Genomic DNA, 16,721 nt, shown 5'->3' with positions numbered 1-16,721 from the left:
ATCAGAGGCAACTACAGAGCGGATCGTCCAGCGCGCACGCGCAGCCCGTCGTGACCCGTGTGTTCGGTTTTCCCGGGACCGTGGCTGTGTCGTGCTTGTGCTTGTGCGGGTTCAGGCCGGTCGGCGGCTCGGGCGGCGTCTTCGGCAGCGCCTCGGCCTCGGGCGAGGGGGGCGGCGTGGGCGGCGCTTGCGCCTCGGCGGCCTCGGGCTTCACGGCCTCGGTCGTCGCGGTGGGCGCGGGCTCGCTCTTGCCGCAGGCGGCGACGATCAGCGAGGCGCCCACGGCGAGGCGCAGCCGGGGCAAACGCCGGGCAGGTGGGGGGCTCGGCTCGGGATGGCGGAAGAGGACGTTCCCCTCCTCGTCGTGCTCCACCCGCACGCAGAGCGAATGCGGCCGGGCCGAGGCGATCAGGCGATCGGCCTCGTCGGGCGTGAGCTCGGCGAGCGCGACGACCTGTTTGTCACACGAACCGCAATGTCGCCGCGCTTCCGACCCCGTCATCGACTCCCAGCGTTCGCTGCAAGGCTCGGCGATGTGGAAGCGGCGGAGCATGGAAACGAGTCTACGCCCGTGGGCCCGAAAAGGGGAGCCCTGGGAGCTACGCCCCGCCGTGCCGGGCCTGCGCGAACGTCCCGAGCCCGCTCACGACGGCCGGGGGGATCTCGTGCGCCCCACCGTGCGGCACCCACGTCACGCGCGCTTTCGCGGCGGTCATCATGTCCCGGAGGATCTCGGCGCGCCCGAAAGGCAGGAGCGGATCTCGCCGTCCGTGCGAGATGAACGCCGCAAGCCGCTCCCCGACGGCATCGAGCCCGGCCTGCCAGCGCTCGCCGCCGAGCCGGGTCCCCGAGAGCACGGCGAGGCCGGCGAAAGGCTCGCGGAGGTGGGTCACGAGCTCGGTCGTGACCATGGCGCCCTGGGAAAACCCGCCCACGACGAGCTGATCCCGCCGCACGCCGTATTCCTTCCCGAGGACCTCGACGGTCTCCGCGAGCGCATCCCGGGCCGGCGCGAGTCCTTCGGGCACCTCGTCGAGGCGCTTCATGGCGCCGTCGATGTCGCCGCGCATGAGGAGCGTCATCAGCCGATCCATGCCGATGTCCCACCAGGCACGTCCGCGCATGCCGGGGCCGACCTCGACTTCGAGGGGGGCTTCGGGGAAGAACCAGCGGACGCCGCGACCGGCGTCGATGACGCGGCAGAGGCTGACGAGGTCTTCCCCGGGCGCGCCGAAGCCGTGGCAGAGCAGAATCGCGGGGCCGTCGCCGCCGCCGCGGTGATCGTCGCCGCCCCGAACGTGGACGCGGAGGGGGCCGAAGGTGCGGGGTTCCATGGGGCGGGACCGTAGCAGGATTTCGAGGGGGTGCGGGGGGTGGGCGAAGGGAGGGCGCGTGGCGTGAGGGACAGGGAGATTGGCGGTATCGGCGGGAGGACGCTGGGGTGGCATCCCTGGGCAAACGGTCTCCGATTCCAGGCCGAGCTTGTGCCAGCGGCGGAGGGGTGGCATGCTACGAGCCAGACGTCGGCGAGGGAAAAACGCGTGGAAAAGCGAACCTTGGAGCAGCTCGAAGCGGCGCTCGATGCGGTCAGCAGGGACCTGGCCCCGCGCGTCGAAGAGCTCGCGCAGAAGAGCACCGCGGGCGCCCTCACGCCTGAAGAGTACCGGGAGTACGCCGAGGTCGTCCGCCTGAACGACACGCTCAGCCTCCTCAAGCTACAAGCCGAGGAGTTCTGGACGATGCGCGCAGCATCGTGAAGCTTCCCAGCGACGTGCGGGAGATGGTCCAGCGGCGTGCCCAGGGCGCGTGCGAGTACTGTCGGTTTCCCGAGAGCGCGTCGATTCTGCCCCATCAGGTCGACCACATCATCGGGCGACAGCATCGGGGATCGGATGGCGTGGACAACCTGTGTCTCTGCTGCATTCGCTGCAACCTGAAGAAGGGGCCGAACATCGCGTCGATTGACCCCGCGACCAGCGCCATCGTGCCGCTCTATCACCCGAGGCGGCATTCGTGGGGGACCACTTTTCCGTGGGGTCGGAGGGAACCGTGGAAGGGGGGACGGCCGAGGGGCGCGCGACGGTGCAGCTCCTGGACATGAACGACGAGGGGCGCGTTCGGCTGCGCGCATGGCTCTTGCGCCGTGGATGGCGTCCTTGAGCGGATGGGACGCTTGGGCCAAGAGGGCGGAGTCTTCCGAGGAATCATGATGGCCACTGGCACAGGACAATCGATCGATGACCATCAAGAATGACACTGTGAAGCAGCGAAAATTCCTGGAGTCGATGATCGACGACAACTACTACCCGAAGCACCTCGTCGAAAAGGGGCAGCGGCTCCTCGTGGCGCTCGCGGAGCGCATCGAGAAGGAGGCGCCCAAGGGGAACGCGGTCTACGCGCTCACGCACGCCACGACCGAGGCGTTCAACGATCTCCAGGAGGAGTTTTTCGAAGCGGAGAGCGAGATCGAGACAATGGCGCGCGAGGCCATCGCGGAGGACATCGGCTTTATCCTCAAGGCCTACGGCTATGAATTCGACATCGAGGAGGCGCTCGCGCCGCGGGATTGGTGACGCGCTCATGATCGGCGTCCAGGTGCAGATCGTGCGATATGCCGACGACGCGCAGCCCGGCTGGGTCGAGTGCCACTTGATCGACGCGCACGGCCGCCGCTGGTCGTTTCTCCAGAAGGTGCCAATCGTCACCGAAGCTGCGCTGGATCAGCAAAGCGAGTACCCACAACCGGGCATCCTCGCTTGCGAGGTCGTCACGCGGCACGAAGGTGTCGTTCGCATCGATACAACGCAACCGTGGGACATTGATTCGATCGAGGGGGAGAAACAGTTCGACGTGCAAGAGTCCCTGCTGGTCGAGGTCGACTGGTACCTGTAGCAAGAGACGATTCCAGCGAGATCGACGCCGCGCCCGTGCGTTTCGTGTCGCCGGACATCCGTCCTCGCGTCGATTTCAGCAGGAGCGGACCTCGTCTCGGTCCCCACAGCGCGGTTTTCCGTTGATCACCCCGCCCCATGGGAGGACGCTTCCCCGCGGAGCAAATCCCCATGCCCGACCCCCTTCTCCTCCGCTTTCGTGCGATTCCGGGTGAAAACGTCGACGTGCCGGTCGTCCTCGCCGGTGCTGGAAAAGAGGCGGCCGAAAGCTGGAAGGACGCGAGGCGCACGCCGGGCGTGCACGTCCTTCTCGCCGGGGATCGTGATTACGTCGTGAGCCTCGCGCCCCCGTGTCGGAGGCGACGATCGAGATGCTGGAAGCACACCGGAAGAAAAGCGCGCAGCTCGTCTTCCCGGGACGAACCCCCGTGCGGCGCAGGATCGCCGACGTCGCCGTCGTGCCGGCGGCGAGGCTCAGGCAGAGCGGGCCCGTCGCACTCGCCGCGGCAGCGCTCGATTTGACGGCCGGGCGCGAGGGCGCACCGTCGTTATGGCTCTTGCCCGATGGTTCGTTCGCCACCGAGCCGGGGCCGCCGCCGCGTGGCCTCGACGCAGGCCCCGCGCTCGTCCGCGCCGCGCGCTGGGTCTCGTCCCGCCGCACCACGACCTTGGAGCGCCTCTTCCCGCCGAGCGCGTTTCACCCCGACGAACCTTTGCGCCCCGAGCGGCTCACCGCAACGCAGGCCGCGGGGCTGCTCGTCCAGGCCCGGAGCGCGCTCGCCGCCGCAGGGGCGACCACCGAAGATGCACGAAAAGATCCGATCGCGGCGGCGCAGATTCGATCGGCCGCGCTCACCGTGCTCTCGCACCTCGTGGCCACGGCGCTCCGGGATCCGGATTTCCGCGCAATTGCGGATCAGGCCGCGGCCCTGATGTTCGCGCTCGTCGCCAGCGAGACCGGGCCAGCGGCCGTGCCCGCGCTCCGGGCGCACGCGATTCAGCTCCTCTCGATGCGCGCGCCGGCACTCGCGGCGGCCGACCGGGAGCTCGCGCGGAGCCTCGTCCGGAGCCTCGTGCGCGAGGCGCCGCCCTACGACGCGCTCCCCGGCCCGTGGCGTTTTGCGATGTGCTCGGCCCGCGATTTCCACGAGGGCGAGGTCGACATCTTCATCGACCGCTACGACTTCCGCGAAATCCCAGCGCCCGAGGGCTCGCCGGCGCCGCCCAAATACGGGACGTATCGTGTCCTCGAAGCACCGTTCCGCACCCCGGATGGTGATCCCGTGTGGCTCTACGCCCGCGCCGCGCGGCCCGACGACGAGAACCTCGAAATGGCCGACGCCGCGTTCGTCGGGGTCTTCATCAACCGGCACGCCCAGCTTGGCGCCTACGACATGCGCGCCGCCACGGCGACCGCACGCCAGGTCGGTTACAAGATCATGTTGAACGCACAATGTGCTGGATTGACAACCCGCTTCGCCATCGCGCGCACGTTCCCCGACGCCGACATCTATTCGTCCTGGGACAGCACCTATTTCCGCACCGGCGGGCCCGGCGGCAAGATGAACGCGTCCGAGGGCGTCGATTGTTTCGTCGAGCTCCTCCGCGGCATGTGCGCGAAGGAGACCCACGCCGAGATCGAGGCCCGCATGCGGCGTGTGCAATGGCACCACGCGCAGGGGAGCTTCCCCGGCTTCTCGCAGTTCATCGGGCCCGGCAATCCCCTCGTCGTCGCGCGCTTCCAGGACGTCAACCGCGACGGCCGCGCCGACCTCTACGACGGCTTCCTCGACCTCACGATCGCCGAGCTCGCCGAGGACCTGCGCGCCTCGCTCACGCCCCGGGATCCGGGCGTCGCCCCCTCGCAGATCGGCGGCGAGGCGGCCACCGGGCTCGGCTGGGCCGCGGGCAGCATGAACCGCGTCACCCAATACTCGGATCTCTGGGCAGGTTTGCCCGGACAGAGCGAGCTCTTTTACGTCTTCCACGCGGGCGGCTTTTACAACCACGGCGAGCCGCCGGCCGACGTGCCCGGGGGGTTGCCCGGCGAGCGGCTCGGGGCCTTGCCGGCCGTTTGTCGGTACGTGCGCGGGACCGAAGGGCCTGCGGGCATGCAGGCGGACGTGATGATGCACGCCCACCTGAGCCACGCGGGCAAGGAGATCAAGCGCTTGCTTTGCGCGGCCGACGCGATGTGGCGCGCCTTCGACACGGGCCTGCTCGACGGCCCGCCCATGCACACGGCCGCGGGCAAGCGCGCCGCCGTCCTGCTCATGCTGGCCGGGCTGCTCGAGTTCCCCGCCGACCAGAACTTCGTCGACGGCCTCTGGGCCATGGCGCTCGAAGCCCTGCGATTCCCGCCGATCTCGAGGACGCTCGTCCGCGGGTGCATCACGGAGGCAGACCACGACGCCTCGAACTACTACGGTTCGCGCCGGGGGCTCGTGCAGCTTCTGGAGGATCTCGGGAAATCGGATCCGCTCGCGCTCTCGGTGCTCGCGTCGGAAGATCCGAAGGTGGGACGGGCGAAGGAGATCTAGCCTCTACAGCTTCGTTCCGGGCTTCTTCCCCGACGGCGGGGTCTTGCCGCCAGGGCCGCCGAGCACGCTGTCGGGCGGCGTCGGGGCCATGTCCTGCAGGTCGTCGGGGTCGAGCGGGCCGTAGGCCTTGCTGCCGATCTTGAAGAAGACGCGGCGCATCTTGTCGCTGAGCTGGTCGAACGCGCGCGCGGCCATGACGTCGTAGACGCGGCCCTCGCTCGGCCCGCCGCCGATGCCGTACATCGGGTTCGTGTAGTCGACCGTGAAGTGATCCGGCGGCTGCACGGGCAGGTCGAACTCGAGTTTGTCCGCCTCGCCCGGGATCTTCATGATCACGTGGAAGTCGACCACGATGCCGACGAACTTGCGGTCGCCCTTGTCCTCCGTGAAGAAATCACCGGCCCAGCCAACCTCGTAACGCACCTCGATCGTCGGCGCCTCGACGTTGCTCGCCTCGGGGTCCTTCCCGATCTTGCCGTCCATCGCGTCGAGCGCCGCGCGCATGTCGGCGATGCTCTTGCTACCGGCGGCGTCACGCAGCCGATCGTAAGGGTCACGATCGTCCTTCGGCTGCGCCGCGAGGGGCTTGCCGTCGGGGCCGATGCGCGGGCCTTGCTTGAGCGCCATCACGTCCGCCGGGAAGACCTTCTCGAAGCCTTGCTGCAGGCTGCGCACGATCTCGGCCTCGCGCTGCACGCCCACCTTCTCGCCGAAATGCGGGGCGACGGGGACGATGTTGCCGCCGCCCGCGATCTCGCCGCCGAGCTTGCTCTTGAGCAGCTCGTCGACCTTGTCGAGCTTCTCCGTCGACGGCGCCTCGAAGCGCGCCTCGACGCGGGCCGTGTCGTTTTTCTCGAGGTACCCGAGCAGCTTCTCCATGAACGGCAGGAGCTTCGGATCGTCGGTCGCGGCCTGCTCGCGGAACTCGCCGAGCGTCTTCGTGAAGAGCGCGTGGATCTCGTCGCGCGCCTCCTGCTCGACCACCGACTTCGGATATTTCTTGAGGAAGTCGCGCAGCGCCGTGACCGAGCCCTTCTTCTTGGCCCCGAGCAGCGCCGCGCGCGGCAGGTGCTCGTCACGCGCCTCGTCGAGGTGGCGCTTGCCCTCGCGGACGTAGTGCTCCCACTCGTACTCGTCATCGACCTGCTTCGCGTTCGTGAACATCGCCTCGTCGCTCGCGACGTTGCGCATGTGCCACGTCGGCAGGGCGAGCACGGCCGCGGCGGCCGCGGAGACGCCGAGGATCGTGCCCTTCGCGAAGAGCGCGCCGATCGATTGCGCGGCGGGCTGCTGCACGTCCTCGTCTCGCGGCGCCTGCACGGCCCAGGTGTCCTTGACGCGCACCTCGAAGAGCGGATCGAGCTTGAGCAGCGTCTCGAGGTCACGCGCCTGCGCCGCCTCGCGGATCTGGCGCTGCGAGTCGCCGAGCTGCCGGAGGACCTCCTCCGCGCGCTCCTTGCCGTGAATCGTGAACGACTCGGTGATGCCACCCTCGAACGTGAAGGTGAGCGTCGTGCCGTTGTAAACGCCGTTCGTGTGCTGATGGACGCCGCGGAAATCCACGAGCGAGCTCATCGGCACGATGCGCAGGACGCGATCCTCGGCGTTGATGAAGTCCATCGGGAAAAGGAAACGCCCGGGCTTGTACGGCAGCGCCGAGCCGAGGCGGACGCGACGAACCAGGAACAGGATCGACAGGAGAACGATCGCTGTGCCGAGGAAGTAAACGAACATGACCGGCATCGACTGGAGCGTCCGGCCGAACTCGTGGAGCAGCGTGCCGACCACCACGATGAAGCCGAGGAGCGCGAGGACGAACCACCCCGCGATGGCCGCGCCTTGCGAGGGCACGCTCGACAAAAGGGGGTACGGGTACGACTGGTGCTGCATGCAGCTGATGAGCCGCTCCCGCACCTCCCTCGGCAATGCATTGAAATCGACGCGCTTGGCCTCTGCCATGGCGACCTCCGAACGGAAGCCGCGAGCCGAGCGACCTCCCGAGCCGGGCACGATACGCGAGGCCCTCTCCGTATGTCTACGGGAGGCGCGTTTTCCGCGGAGGCTCGTGGGAAATCACGCGTCGACGGATTTCGCCGTCGCTCGTCAGCGCACCACGCTGCGCGAGGAGAGCATCTCGTGCTCGACCTTGACGAGCTTGTTGTAGACGCCGATCAGGAGCAGCGACGGCACCCACTGTCCGACGAAGTTCGCGAGCTCGAGGCGCTTCGAGTAACCGAAGCGGCGCTGCGGGTGCGCCGAGGCCGCGAGGCTGGCCGAGATCAACATCGACCCGAACGCGAGGCCGAGGTACGCGATCGAGGGCAGGCGCGAGGTCTGGCGCTCGATGAGCTGCGTCGTCTTGCCCTCGTTCTTGTTCAAGGTCGAGGTCATGCCCTGCGTGGAGACGTCGAACGACTGATCCATGGATTCCTCCCGGGGCCCTGGTCCGACGACGACAGGCCCGCGCCGGCCGACGCTTGCGACGATCACGCCAACGGAGGAAGCGTGCAGGGGAGAAGCGGCGAGGCAGCCTCGTCGCCGTCGCCCCGCGCGCCGAGCGGGCCGAGCATCGGAGGGCACACGCAGGCGGCCGTCGAGCGTGGGCTTGCCGGGCCCGGCGAACTCGGGTGATGATGGCAGGACATCATGAGCCATCAGGGCCCGTACTTCATCCCCTCCGGCGCTCCCCCCGGGACGCCCCTTTTGATGGAGGAGGAGCGTCCGCCGGAAGGGGTTTATTATTTCCGCATCTATGCAGTGCTGATGCTGCTCATGCTCTTCGGCGTGTTTGGCTCGGGGCTTTACCTGATGCTCGGACCGCTCATGCGGGGTGTGTCCGGGTCGTCCGCGACCGGGGAATGGGTGATGGGGCTCTTCATGGTGGGCCTCTCCTTTCTCGTCATCATCCCGCACGCGATCGTGCTCTTCGCCGGCAGGGCGCGGTGGGCCTACACGCTGGGAATCGTCCTGATCGGGCTGAACATGCTGTGGAATACGTGCTGTTTGCCCATCACGATCCCGCTGCTCGTCGTCTGGATGAAGCCCGAGACGAAGCGCTGGTACGGCGCGAACTGAGCGGACATCGCCGGCGCGCTCGGCGCCTCGTGAACCCGTTCTCCCTGTCAAACACGTTTCGCCGCTGACGTATTCGCGTGCAGCGTGCGCCCGGCGCGGGAGGTGCACGCATGCGCTCGCCACGGGGGATCCATATGAAGGCGATCATGCTGGCGATCGTGCTCGGGCTGGTGATGCTCGGGTGCAGTATGAATGTCCGTCAGCCGGCCCGGGAGGCGACGCTGGGCGCGATTTCGGCGCTCGATACGCCTCCCGAGGATGCCGAGCTCGCCCGCAAGGCGGGGCTCTTGCTCGATCGCTTCCTGACGAATGCGCTCGCCGCCGGGCCGCCCCCGGGCCTCGAGGCGATCTCCGCGAACGTGACGCAAGGGGCGATGCGAGGGCTCACGGCGACCGTGCCGGAGCAACGGTGGATCGTGCGGCACCTCGTCTCGGAGTCCTTGCGGACGGCGGTCGATACCGTGATGGATGAGCGCGGTCCCATCAACCGGGCGGCCGCGAGGGCCGGCGAGCAGGCGGCGATGGGGCTCGTGCGAGGCATGAACAGCCGAGAAAACGAGGCGACGTCGCTCGTCGGCGAGGTCTCGGGCGAGATGGGCCGGTCGCTCACGCGGGCCATGGGCAGCGAGATGGCGGGCTGGTTCGGCCCGGATGCCGAGGGACCGCTCGCGGACGCGATGGCCGCGGCAGCCGAGCGCGCGGCCGGGGCGGCGGTGCGCGGCGCCCTCGCCGCGGCGAAGGAGGAGCTCGCGCAGTGTCCGTCGAAGGCGGGTGAGCCTTGCGTGAACGACGTCGTGGCCTCGCTGAGCCGCTCGGCCGCGCGCGGGGCGAGCGAGGGCTTCCGGCGGGAGTTCCAGCCCTTGCCGATCGGAATCGCGTTCACCGTGGGCCTGGCGGCGGCGCTGCTCGGGATCCGGCTCGTGCGCGAGTGGCGCTCGCGAAAGCGTCCGACGAACTGAACCCCCGAAGCCGCGCGCCCGCTTCGATCTTGCCACGTGGGGCGGGATGAGGAACAAGGGCCTCGTTGGAGGAGCGGGAGACATTGTTGCGGAGCGAGGAGGGCACGATCGTGGCCGAGAGCCCGCTCGTGCTCGTCTGCGACTGCCCCGGGGGTTTCGCCGATACGCTGGTGAAGCTGTACGCGCCGTTCGCGCTCGTCGCCTCGATCCTCGTCTCCGTCATCGTCGGGCTCCGCGCGGCGCCTTTCCCCATCCTGTTCGTCGCGATCCTCTGGACGACCGCCGCCGCGATCGGCAATCGCATCGCGCGGCGGAGCGCGCGCAAGCACGGCCGCTTCCGGATCGACCTCGAGCGCGGCGAGATCGTGCAGGAGGGCCGGGGTTTTTCCCGGACGCTCGACGCGCGGGAGCTCGTCCACGCGGCGACGCCCGTGGTGGCGGGCGTCGAAGGAGATTCGACCGAGCCCGGCTTCGAGCCGCGCTGGCTCGTCCTTACAATGAAAAACGGCGAAGAGCTACGGCTCGGCAAAGGTCCGGCGCACGCGCTCCGCCCCGTCGTGGTTTTCCTGCGGGAAGCGGGGGTCCCGGTGAAGGGCCCACGCGGCTGAGCGAAACATCCCGATTGTCGGAGGATCGCCCGTCCTGTAGCATGGGTGCTGTCCCACATGCTTATCCTTCTACGCAGGATCACGCCCGTGCTTTTGCTCGCGACGACGGCGGCTTGTGAAGAGCCGCCTGCGCCGTGCCACGTCTCCTCCGCGCCTTACTTCGCGCGGTACAGGGTGCTCTCGCAGAGCGGCGCCTGTTACCCCCGCATCGGCGAGGACGTGGGGCTCGAGGTGTATCCCGCGGGAAACCGGGACGGGTCGGAGCCGAGCCAGCCGATGATCGCCGTGCAATCGGATTTCCTGGGTCGCGCGCGGCTGGAAGCGATCGGGTTCGGGGGGAACGAGGGGCAGCCGCCGTCGTATGCGATCGGGCCCTTCGCGGAGGTCGCGGATGCGGACGGGATCTGCCGCGCGGGGGACCTCGCGCCGGCGGAGTTCAAGTTTCCCCCGACGCTGATCTTCGACGAGCAGGGTATGGCCATCGAGGTGCCGGGCGCGCACCTGCGCGAGACCTGGAAGGACGTCCGGATGCTCGTCACGCACAGCATGCCGGGCCTGCGGTTCGCCGCGGAGCTCACGGTGGAGGATCTCACGGCGGGGTGCTCGGTGACGTACGAGGTCTCGGCGCTCTCGCCGTCGGTCTACTGCGGCGGGTTCGACTTCGAGTTCTCCGCGCCGAACGACGTGTTTTGCTCGCCCGAGCCGAATCCGAACGCGGGGAACCAGGCCGGCTCCGGGATCGATCCGCGCATTCCGACGCGTTGTGATACGACGACGCTCCGCTGCGTGCTCGTAGGCTCCCCGCTGGATCCGCTTTGATCCGTTCGGCGCGACGAACGTTTGGAGAACGAACCGTGGCTTTTCCGTTCCGGATGACCGGTCTTGCTTCCCTCGTGGGCGTTTTTCTGGCCACACCCGTCGTTTTTGCCGAGGAGGCGTTGCCGAGCGGCCTCGGGGAGGGGAGCCAGACACGCTGGGGCGAATCCATCGATCCGGCCGGCGTGCGTCTGTTGCCGCTCATGGCGCCGGAGCTGCGGGGCGGGCCCGCGCGCTCGTTCGAGAACCTCGCGCTCCTCTTGCCGGGGACGCGGGAAGACATGGTTGGCGTGTCGTTCGTCGGGACGAGCTCGCCGGAGAATACGTTTTTCGTGGACGGGATTCGCGTCGGCAATCCAGTGCTCGGCCTCCTCCAGATGCCGCTCTCGATGGAGTTCGTGGGGCGGGCCGACATGACGGTCGCGGGGGCGGATCCTGCGTTCGGCCGGGGCATGGGCGGGGTGTACGACGTCACCACGAAGAGCGGCGGAGATCGATGGCAAGCGTCGACGTGGGGCAGCCTCGCGCCGGGCGCGCTCGAAGGGGGCAGGCCGTCGCGGGTCTTCGAGAACACGGTCATTCACACGGAGCCCCGCCTCGACGGCGTGCGGGATGTCGGCGGGACCGTGGGCGGGCCGATCGTGAAGGATCGGCTCTTCTTTTTCGCGGGCGGGAGCTTGGCCCGGCGGCGGTATCGCCTGGAGCGCAGCCTGAACGCGATGTCGTGGTCGCTCGAGCCGGACGATTTCGGAGGCGTTTCGCTCGTGCCGGTCCTCGATCCGGAGACGGGCGCGCAGAAAAAGACACGGCTCCCCGGGACGGAGAGCACGCAGTTCGCCCAGGGGGACCTCGGGCAATGGCTCGGCAAGCTCACGTATCGGCCTTCGAAGGCGCAGGAGGTCTCGTTGTCCGTGTTCGGGACCTATACACGCGCTGGGGGCGGCGCGGCGTATGCGTTCGATCCGCGGAGCGAGGCGATCGGCGTGGACAACCTCGACGGCGAGCTCACGGCCCTCGGCCGGCGGGAGACGACGCTCACGAATGCGGTCGTGCTGCGCGGGACGAGCTTGTTCGGGGGCGACGCGCGGCTCGACGTGGCGCTTGGCTGGGTGCGGAACGAGAACGAGACGGGGGCGGCGGATGGATCGGGTGTCGACGACATCGCGACGCCGGGGACGCTCGCGCACGTGCCGCGAATGCTGTGGAGGCGTGAACCCTCAAACTCGCCCCACCCGATCACCGATTTCGAGGATCTGTCGACCGAGGCGGTTTCTCGCTGCTCCCCGGATGGAAACAATGTCGATTTCGCGATGAACTGCGCTGCGAGCCAGTATTCCATGGGGGGCCCCGGGCGCCTGTCCCGGATCACCGCGGATCGGGTGGAGGGGCGCGCGGTCGTGTCGCTGCGGGCGCGTGGGCTCGGCGAGCACCGGATCCGCGCCGGGATCGATTTCGAGGTCGCGACGGCCACGCGGGTGCAAGGGTACTCCGGCGCCGTCTTCATGCGCGAGAGCCTCGCCACGGGTTTCGTGCAGAATGAACGGTACGGTGAGCTCCGCGGCCCCGATGTGCCGTTCACGTTCGACAACATGACGACGCGGGTGACGACATTCACGGCGGGCGCGTTCGTCGCGGATACGTGGCGCATCCTGGAGGGGCTCGTGGTCGAGGCGAGCGTGCGATACGACGCGCAGGCGTTTGGCGCCGGGGCGTTCGCCCTGCCGTTCATGATCGCGCCGCGCGCGGCGGTCCTGTGGGATCCGACGAAGAAGGGGCGGGCGCGGATCTTCGCGACGTACGGGATGCGTTATCAGGCCGTGCCGCTCAACGTCTCGGTGCGAGGGCTCGTCGACGAGTCACGGCTCGCAAGCTTCCACCGGAGGGAGCTCTGCAGCGTCAACGAGCCGGAGGATCTGTACGGCGGTTGCGGGTCGGATTCGGCCGTGACGGGCGTGGGTTCGTCCCAACCGAGCACGCTGTACGCCAAGCAAAGCAGCCAGAGTACCGTCGATCCCGAGACCTCCGCGCCCGCGTCGCACCAATTCTCGGCGGGGGCGGAGATCGAGGCGCCGCTCGGCGTGCGGCTCGGCGCCGTGTTCGTGCGCGACGAGCTCATCCGCGCGATCGAGGATGTACGTTTGTCGACGGGCGGGGCGTTGATCGGCAATCCCGGCGTGGGGGCCGTGGACTTCGCGACCCCGGCGGAGCGGGTGTACAATGGGCTCTCGCTGACGGTGATGCGGCCGTTCGCGGGCGGGTTCGTCGGGATCGCGAGTTATACGTTCTCGTCGCTGTACGGCAATTCCAACGGGTTTTTCGTGCCGGAGACGGGGCAGCTCGATCCGAACGTGACGAGTGATTTCGACACACCCGAGCTCGATCCGAACCGGACGGGGCTCTTGCCCGGGGATCACACGCATTCGATCAAGGTGTACGCGGGCAAGGAGTTCGTCCTGCCGGCCGGGGTGATCCTGGAGGCCGGCGCCGGATATACGGGGCGATCGGGGACGCCGTACAGCATGCTCGGCGCGCATCCGGTGTACGGGGAAGGGCAGGTGTACATCCTGCCGCGCGGCGCAGCCGGGCGAACGCCGTGGGTGAACCGGATCGACGCGCGGCTCGGCGTGTCGGCGATGCTCCGGAAGGACCTCCGGCTCGGCGCGAGCGTCGAGATTTACAACCTCGCAGGCAGCCAGACGGAGACGGCGGTCGATCAGAATTACACGTACAACAACGTGACGGCCATCCCGGACGGCACGCCGGACGATGTGCCCGAGGACCTCGTCGAGAACCCTCGGTACGGAAAACCCGTGGCCTGGCAGGCGCCGCGGCAGGTGCGTTTCGGGCTGCGCGTCGATTATTGAGGCCGCGCCGCCTGCACGATCTCGTCGGGCGCGGGCAGGGACTCGTTCGAGGGGACCGCGACGAGCTCGGCGTAGTCGCATTCGGAGATCATCTCGTTCGCCTTCGTCGCCTCGACCCACCTGACGGAGAGCGTGAGGATCGCCGAGACGTCGTGGTGGAGGAAATAGTGCCCCCCGGGCGCGGCGGTGAGGGTCGCGTCGACGAGCGCGTCGGAGCCGAGCTTGGCGTCGACGTCGTCGCCGTACCGCGTGAGGATCGTGTGAAACCCTGGTTCGGCGAGATAACAGAAATACGACGGGCCCTTCGTCATGCCGACGAGCCGGCCATTGTCGCGCACGACGGCGGGCACGAGCGAGGCGACCCCGTGCGGGCGGAGGACGCAGATCCGCGCGGCGTCCGAGGGCAGCGGGGCGAACGTGCTCGGCGGGGCGTTTTCGTGCAGGGCGAGCTCGTATTTCGTGCAGGACAGCGCGAGCAGGCTGGTGAGGGACGCGAGGGCGAGGGGGAGGGCGCGTCGAGCAAGCATCCTCACCGTGATAGAATGGCGGACGGGAGGCGTCAACGAGCGAGCGTGCCCTTCCGCAATTCTTCGAGCCAGGGCGCGAGGTCGTCGGGCCACGGGCTCTCCCAGGCGAGGGATTCGCCCGTCCGCGGGTGCACGAAGCCGAGCCGGGTCGCGTGGAGCGCGAGGCGCGGCGGATCCAGCGGGCTCGTCTTTCCGTACTTGCGATCCCCGAGCACGGGGTGGCCCTCGTGGAGGGCGTGCAGGCGAATCTGGTGGGTGCGGCCGGTCGTGAGGCGGAATCGCGTCAGCGTCGCGCCGGGCGTGCCCGGCGGGGAGAGGCGCTCGAGCACCGCGGCGTGGGAGACGGCGCGTTTTCCGGCGACGGGCTCCTCGATGGTGCGCTCGTCCCAGGCGACGAGGCCGAGGAGCGCCGCGAGGTAGACGCGATCGAAATCATGGGCGCGAATTCGATCGGAGAGGGCGCGGTTCGCCGCTTCGGTCCGCGCGAAGACCACGAGCCCGCTCGTGTCGAGGTCGAGCCGGTGCACGACGTAGATGGTGCCGCCGAGGGTGCGGCCGAGCAGATCCGCGAGGTTTCCGCGGTCGCTCTCGGGGGTCGGTGCCGTGACGAGGCCCGAGGGTTTGTCCACGACCACGAGGTCGTCGTCCTTGTAGACCACGCGGAAGGGCGGAAGGGTGGCCTCGTCTTTGGCGCGCGCCGCGGCGCCGACCTCCTTGGTCGCCCGGTCGAGCGCGCCGCCGAGGTGGGCGAGGATGGTTTGTCCGGGCCGGATGGGGCGGCCGGCGACCTTGACGCGGGCGCCGTCGACGAAGACGCCGCCGAGGTCGATGGCGACGCGGGCCTTGCGGCGCGAGAGGCCGGGGATGTTCGCGGCGAGGACCTGATCGAGCCTCTGCCCGGCGTCCTCCGGGCGGGCGACGAAGCGGTAGCGCTGGTGGGACAGGCCTGTCATTGGGGGGGTCGTGGGTCAGGGAGCCGGGTCGGGAAAGTGGCTGAGGCCGACGAGGTTCCCGTCGGGGTCGCGCGTGTAGAGGGTATACGGGCTCTCGCGCTCGACGGGAAAACCCGCCTCGGTGAGGGTGACGCGGAAGCGCTCGCGTGCGTCCGGGCGAATGCCGAGCGCGAAGCAATGCAGGCCAGGGGCCGCGTCGTCGCGATGCGGGGCATTGGGCGAGCCTGCACGCTCGACGGCGAGAAAGGCGCCGCCGAGCGCGAGCCATACCGAGCGGGGCTGCCCTGCCGCGTCGTCCCAGCGGCGAAGGACGGGCAGGCCGAGCACGCCCGCGTAAAAACGCTCGGCCCGGTCGAGATCGGCGACGACGACGGCGACGTGGTGGACGGCGAGGGGGGGCTCCATCGGGGCGGGGAAGGTATCGCATCGCCGGGCTCAGGAGGAGCGCATTACGCCCGTCGGATCGACGAGGGGCTTGACGTCTCCCGCGGGTGACGGCAAAAGCTTCGGCCATGCGCGAAGAGGACATGGGGATCGTCAAGTCGCTTGTCAGCGTTGCCTGGGCCGATGGCCACTTCGACGAGAAGGAGCGCGAGATGGTCGAGGCGCTGATCTCCGCGTTCGAGGCGAGCGAGGAGCAGGCCGGCGAGATCCGCGCGTACGCGGCCGAGAAGAAGAGCCTCGACGACATCCCCGTGTGGGACATGTCGTTCAATGATCGCCGCGTGCTCCTGCAGCACGCCGTGCTCCTCACGTACGTCGACGGCGAGCAGCACGAGTCCGAAAAGAAGTTCGTGCAGGATCTCTGCGGGAAGCTGGAGATCGAGCCGGAAGAGGCGAAGAAAATCGTCGAGACCGCCGAGCACCGCGCGAAGAAGCACCTGAACCTGCTCTGATCCGCCCCGATCGAACTGCCTCGGGTGGCCCTTCCAACGCGTCGTCGTCGCCGCTACGATCGGAGGCGACATGCACGATCATCGCAGGGAAGGGCCGGAAGGGCAGGGCGAGCGGCAAGGCGAGGACCACCGTGAAGGGCGGCGGTCCGAGGGGCAGCGGCGGTCCGAGGGGCCCAAGGGCACGGAGTTCCTCGACCTCGAAATCTCGAAGGTTCTCTCCAGCGAGGCCGCGGCGCTGACACGCGTGGCGGCGCGCGAGCTTCTCAAGGAAGCCATCAAGGAGCGGCTGCGGACGCGGCTCGGGTCGCGGCTCGAAGCGATCGCGCGGATCGCAGCGGACGAGCTCGCGGACGACATCGAGGCGAACCTCGCCATCGAGTCGATCGTGGAGGCCCGGAAGCACGCGCGGGCCGCGCGCGAGGAGGAGATCCGGAAGGCCCTCGCCCCGACGCCGGGACACACGAAGGAGTAGCCCTCCCCGTCCTCCTCGCGTCGACATTGGACGAACCTTCTACGTCCAAGCCGGCGTCGGCGAGCCCCGTACGGCTCCTTCTGCCTGGAGAAGCTGAAAAACCTGCTGGACACCCTTTCC

19 protein-coding genes are annotated in these 16,721 nt (G+C 68.8%); 12 read left to right on the top strand and 7 right to left on the bottom strand.

Features of this window, described 5'->3' with window-relative positions; translation table 11 throughout:
• Position 1 precedes the first annotated feature (1 nt).
• On the bottom strand, positions 2–553 hold the full coding sequence (locus POL67_RS39360) for a hypothetical protein (protein ID WP_271925923.1): 552 nt from the start codon (positions 551–553) through the stop codon (positions 2–4).
• A gap of 46 nt (positions 554–599) precedes the next feature.
• Positions 600–1,334, bottom strand: a complete 735-nt coding sequence (locus POL67_RS39355) for an alpha/beta hydrolase (protein WP_271925922.1) — start codon at positions 1,332–1,334, stop codon at positions 600–602.
• 207 nt (positions 1,335–1,541) lie between these two features.
• Between POL67_RS39355 and POL67_RS39350 the strand changes: the two genes are divergently transcribed.
• From POL67_RS39350 to POL67_RS39335, 5 genes are all read left to right on the top strand, one after another.
• Positions 1,542–1,757 carry a hypothetical protein gene (locus POL67_RS39350; protein ID WP_271925921.1) on the top strand — a complete coding sequence of 72 codons (216 nt, stop codon included), beginning with the start codon at positions 1,542–1,544 and terminating at the stop codon, positions 1,755–1,757.
• Between the two features lie 23 nt (positions 1,758–1,780).
• Positions 1,781–2,101, top strand: a complete 321-nt coding sequence (locus tag POL67_RS54365; RefSeq protein WP_373372433.1) for an HNH endonuclease — start codon at positions 1,781–1,783, stop codon at positions 2,099–2,101.
• 136 nt (positions 2,102–2,237) lie between these two features.
• Entirely contained in the window at positions 2,238–2,573 is a 336-nt protein-coding gene (locus POL67_RS39345) for a DUF5713 family protein (RefSeq protein WP_271925920.1), read from the top strand.
• A 7-nt stretch (positions 2,574–2,580) separates the two neighbouring features.
• Complete coding sequence (locus POL67_RS39340; protein ID WP_271925919.1) at positions 2,581–2,892, top strand: hypothetical protein; 312 nt, start codon at positions 2,581–2,583, stop codon at positions 2,890–2,892.
• A gap of 349 nt (positions 2,893–3,241) precedes the next feature.
• A complete protein-coding gene (locus tag POL67_RS39335) occupies positions 3,242–5,431 on the top strand; it encodes a hypothetical protein (protein WP_271925917.1) in 2,190 nt (729 codons plus the stop codon).
• A 3-nt stretch (positions 5,432–5,434) separates the two neighbouring features.
• Here the strand turns inward: POL67_RS39335 and POL67_RS39330 are convergent, their stop codons facing one another.
• A complete protein-coding gene (locus POL67_RS39330) occupies positions 5,435–7,390 on the bottom strand; it encodes a hypothetical protein (protein ID WP_271925916.1) in 1,956 nt (651 codons plus the stop codon).
• Positions 7,391–7,534: 144 nt separating this feature from the next.
• Positions 7,535–7,855, bottom strand: a complete 321-nt coding sequence (locus POL67_RS39325) for a hypothetical protein (RefSeq protein ID WP_271925914.1) — start codon at positions 7,853–7,855, stop codon at positions 7,535–7,537.
• A 222-nt stretch (positions 7,856–8,077) separates the two neighbouring features.
• Between POL67_RS39325 and POL67_RS39320 the strand changes: the two genes are divergently transcribed.
• The 5 genes from POL67_RS39320 (at position 8,078) to POL67_RS53910 (ending at position 13,753) form a co-directional block, all read left to right on the top strand.
• Positions 8,078–8,506 carry a hypothetical protein gene (locus POL67_RS39320; protein WP_271925912.1) on the top strand — a complete coding sequence of 143 codons (429 nt, stop codon included), beginning with the start codon at positions 8,078–8,080 and terminating at the stop codon, positions 8,504–8,506.
• 110 nt (positions 8,507–8,616) lie between these two features.
• Positions 8,617–9,465, top strand: a complete 849-nt coding sequence (locus POL67_RS39315) for a hypothetical protein (RefSeq protein ID WP_271925910.1) — start codon at positions 8,617–8,619, stop codon at positions 9,463–9,465.
• Between the two features lie 83 nt (positions 9,466–9,548).
• Positions 9,549–10,073: a hypothetical protein gene (locus POL67_RS39310; protein WP_271925908.1), complete on the top strand. Its 525-nt coding sequence runs from the start codon at positions 9,549–9,551 to the stop codon at positions 10,071–10,073.
• A gap of 57 nt (positions 10,074–10,130) precedes the next feature.
• Entirely contained in the window at positions 10,131–10,892 is a 762-nt protein-coding gene (locus POL67_RS39305) for a hypothetical protein (protein ID WP_271925907.1), read from the top strand.
• A 35-nt stretch (positions 10,893–10,927) separates the two neighbouring features.
• Positions 10,928–13,753, top strand: a complete 2,826-nt coding sequence (locus POL67_RS53910; protein ID WP_271925906.1) for an outer membrane beta-barrel protein — start codon at positions 10,928–10,930, stop codon at positions 13,751–13,753.
• Here POL67_RS53910 and POL67_RS39295 read toward each other — a convergent pair.
• Genes POL67_RS39295 through POL67_RS39285 form a run of 3 tightly spaced genes read right to left on the bottom strand, consistent with a single transcriptional unit; the run spans position 13,747 to position 15,638 of the window.
• The gene (locus POL67_RS39295) at positions 13,747–14,280 is read right to left on the bottom strand and encodes a hypothetical protein (RefSeq protein WP_271925905.1); all 534 of its coding nucleotides are present in this window, start codon (positions 14,278–14,280) and stop codon (positions 13,747–13,749) included. The two genes, POL67_RS53910 and POL67_RS39295, sit on opposite strands and share 7 nt — an antisense overlap.
• Positions 14,281–14,312: 32 nt before the next feature.
• Entirely contained in the window at positions 14,313–15,233 is a 921-nt protein-coding gene (locus POL67_RS39290; RefSeq protein WP_271925904.1) for an RluA family pseudouridine synthase, read from the bottom strand.
• Positions 15,234–15,248: 15 nt separating this feature from the next.
• On the bottom strand, positions 15,249–15,638 hold the full coding sequence (locus POL67_RS39285) for a VOC family protein (RefSeq protein ID WP_271925902.1): 390 nt from the start codon (positions 15,636–15,638) through the stop codon (positions 15,249–15,251).
• Positions 15,639–15,745: 107 nt separating this feature from the next.
• On the opposite strand from POL67_RS39285, the gene POL67_RS39280 reads away from it, so the two are divergent.
• On the top strand, positions 15,746–16,129 hold the full coding sequence (locus POL67_RS39280) for a tellurite resistance TerB family protein (protein ID WP_271925900.1): 384 nt from the start codon (positions 15,746–15,748) through the stop codon (positions 16,127–16,129).
• 70 nt (positions 16,130–16,199) lie between these two features.
• Positions 16,200–16,601, top strand: coding sequence for a hypothetical protein (locus POL67_RS39275; protein ID WP_271925899.1), 402 nt, complete (start codon positions 16,200–16,202; stop codon positions 16,599–16,601).
• The last annotated feature ends 120 nt before the right edge of the window (positions 16,602–16,721 follow it).

The organism is Polyangium mundeleinium, from assembly GCF_028369105.1.
Lineage (GTDB): Bacteria > Myxococcota_A > Polyangia > Polyangiales > Polyangiaceae > Polyangium > Polyangium mundeleinium.
Note: the sequence above shows the minus strand (reverse complement) of the source record. Positions and strands in the feature narration are given on the sequence as shown.

Excerpts from the sequence above, each read along its gene's own strand:
- POL67_RS39360 (WP_271925923.1), bottom strand. The coding sequence starts at position 553 with ATGCTCCGCCGCTTCCACATCGCCGAGCCTTGCAGCGAACGCTGGGAG.
- POL67_RS39355 (WP_271925922.1), bottom strand. The coding sequence starts at position 1,334 with ATGGAACCCCGCACCTTCGGCCCCCTCCGCGTCCACGTTCGGGGCGGC.
- POL67_RS54365 (WP_373372433.1), top strand. The coding sequence starts at position 1,781 with ATGGTCCAGCGGCGTGCCCAGGGCGCGTGCGAGTACTGTCGGTTTCCC.
- POL67_RS39345 (WP_271925920.1), top strand. The coding sequence starts at position 2,238 with ATGACCATCAAGAATGACACTGTGAAGCAGCGAAAATTCCTGGAGTCG.
- POL67_RS39340 (WP_271925919.1), top strand. The coding sequence starts at position 2,581 with ATGATCGGCGTCCAGGTGCAGATCGTGCGATATGCCGACGACGCGCAG.
- POL67_RS39330 (WP_271925916.1), bottom strand. The coding sequence starts at position 7,390 with ATGGCAGAGGCCAAGCGCGTCGATTTCAATGCATTGCCGAGGGAGGTG.
- POL67_RS39325 (WP_271925914.1), bottom strand. The coding sequence starts at position 7,855 with ATGGATCAGTCGTTCGACGTCTCCACGCAGGGCATGACCTCGACCTTG.
- POL67_RS39320 (WP_271925912.1), top strand. The coding sequence starts at position 8,078 with ATGAGCCATCAGGGCCCGTACTTCATCCCCTCCGGCGCTCCCCCCGGG.
- POL67_RS39315 (WP_271925910.1), top strand. The coding sequence starts at position 8,617 with ATGCGCTCGCCACGGGGGATCCATATGAAGGCGATCATGCTGGCGATC.
- POL67_RS39305 (WP_271925907.1), top strand. The coding sequence starts at position 10,131 with ATGCTTATCCTTCTACGCAGGATCACGCCCGTGCTTTTGCTCGCGACG.
- POL67_RS39295 (WP_271925905.1), bottom strand. The coding sequence starts at position 14,280 with ATGCTTGCTCGACGCGCCCTCCCCCTCGCCCTCGCGTCCCTCACCAGC.
- POL67_RS39290 (WP_271925904.1), bottom strand. The coding sequence starts at position 15,233 with ATGACAGGCCTGTCCCACCAGCGCTACCGCTTCGTCGCCCGCCCGGAG.
- POL67_RS39285 (WP_271925902.1), bottom strand. The coding sequence starts at position 15,638 with ATGGAGCCCCCCCTCGCCGTCCACCACGTCGCCGTCGTCGTCGCCGAT.
- POL67_RS39280 (WP_271925900.1), top strand. The coding sequence starts at position 15,746 with ATGCGCGAAGAGGACATGGGGATCGTCAAGTCGCTTGTCAGCGTTGCC.
- POL67_RS39275 (WP_271925899.1), top strand. The coding sequence starts at position 16,200 with ATGCACGATCATCGCAGGGAAGGGCCGGAAGGGCAGGGCGAGCGGCAA.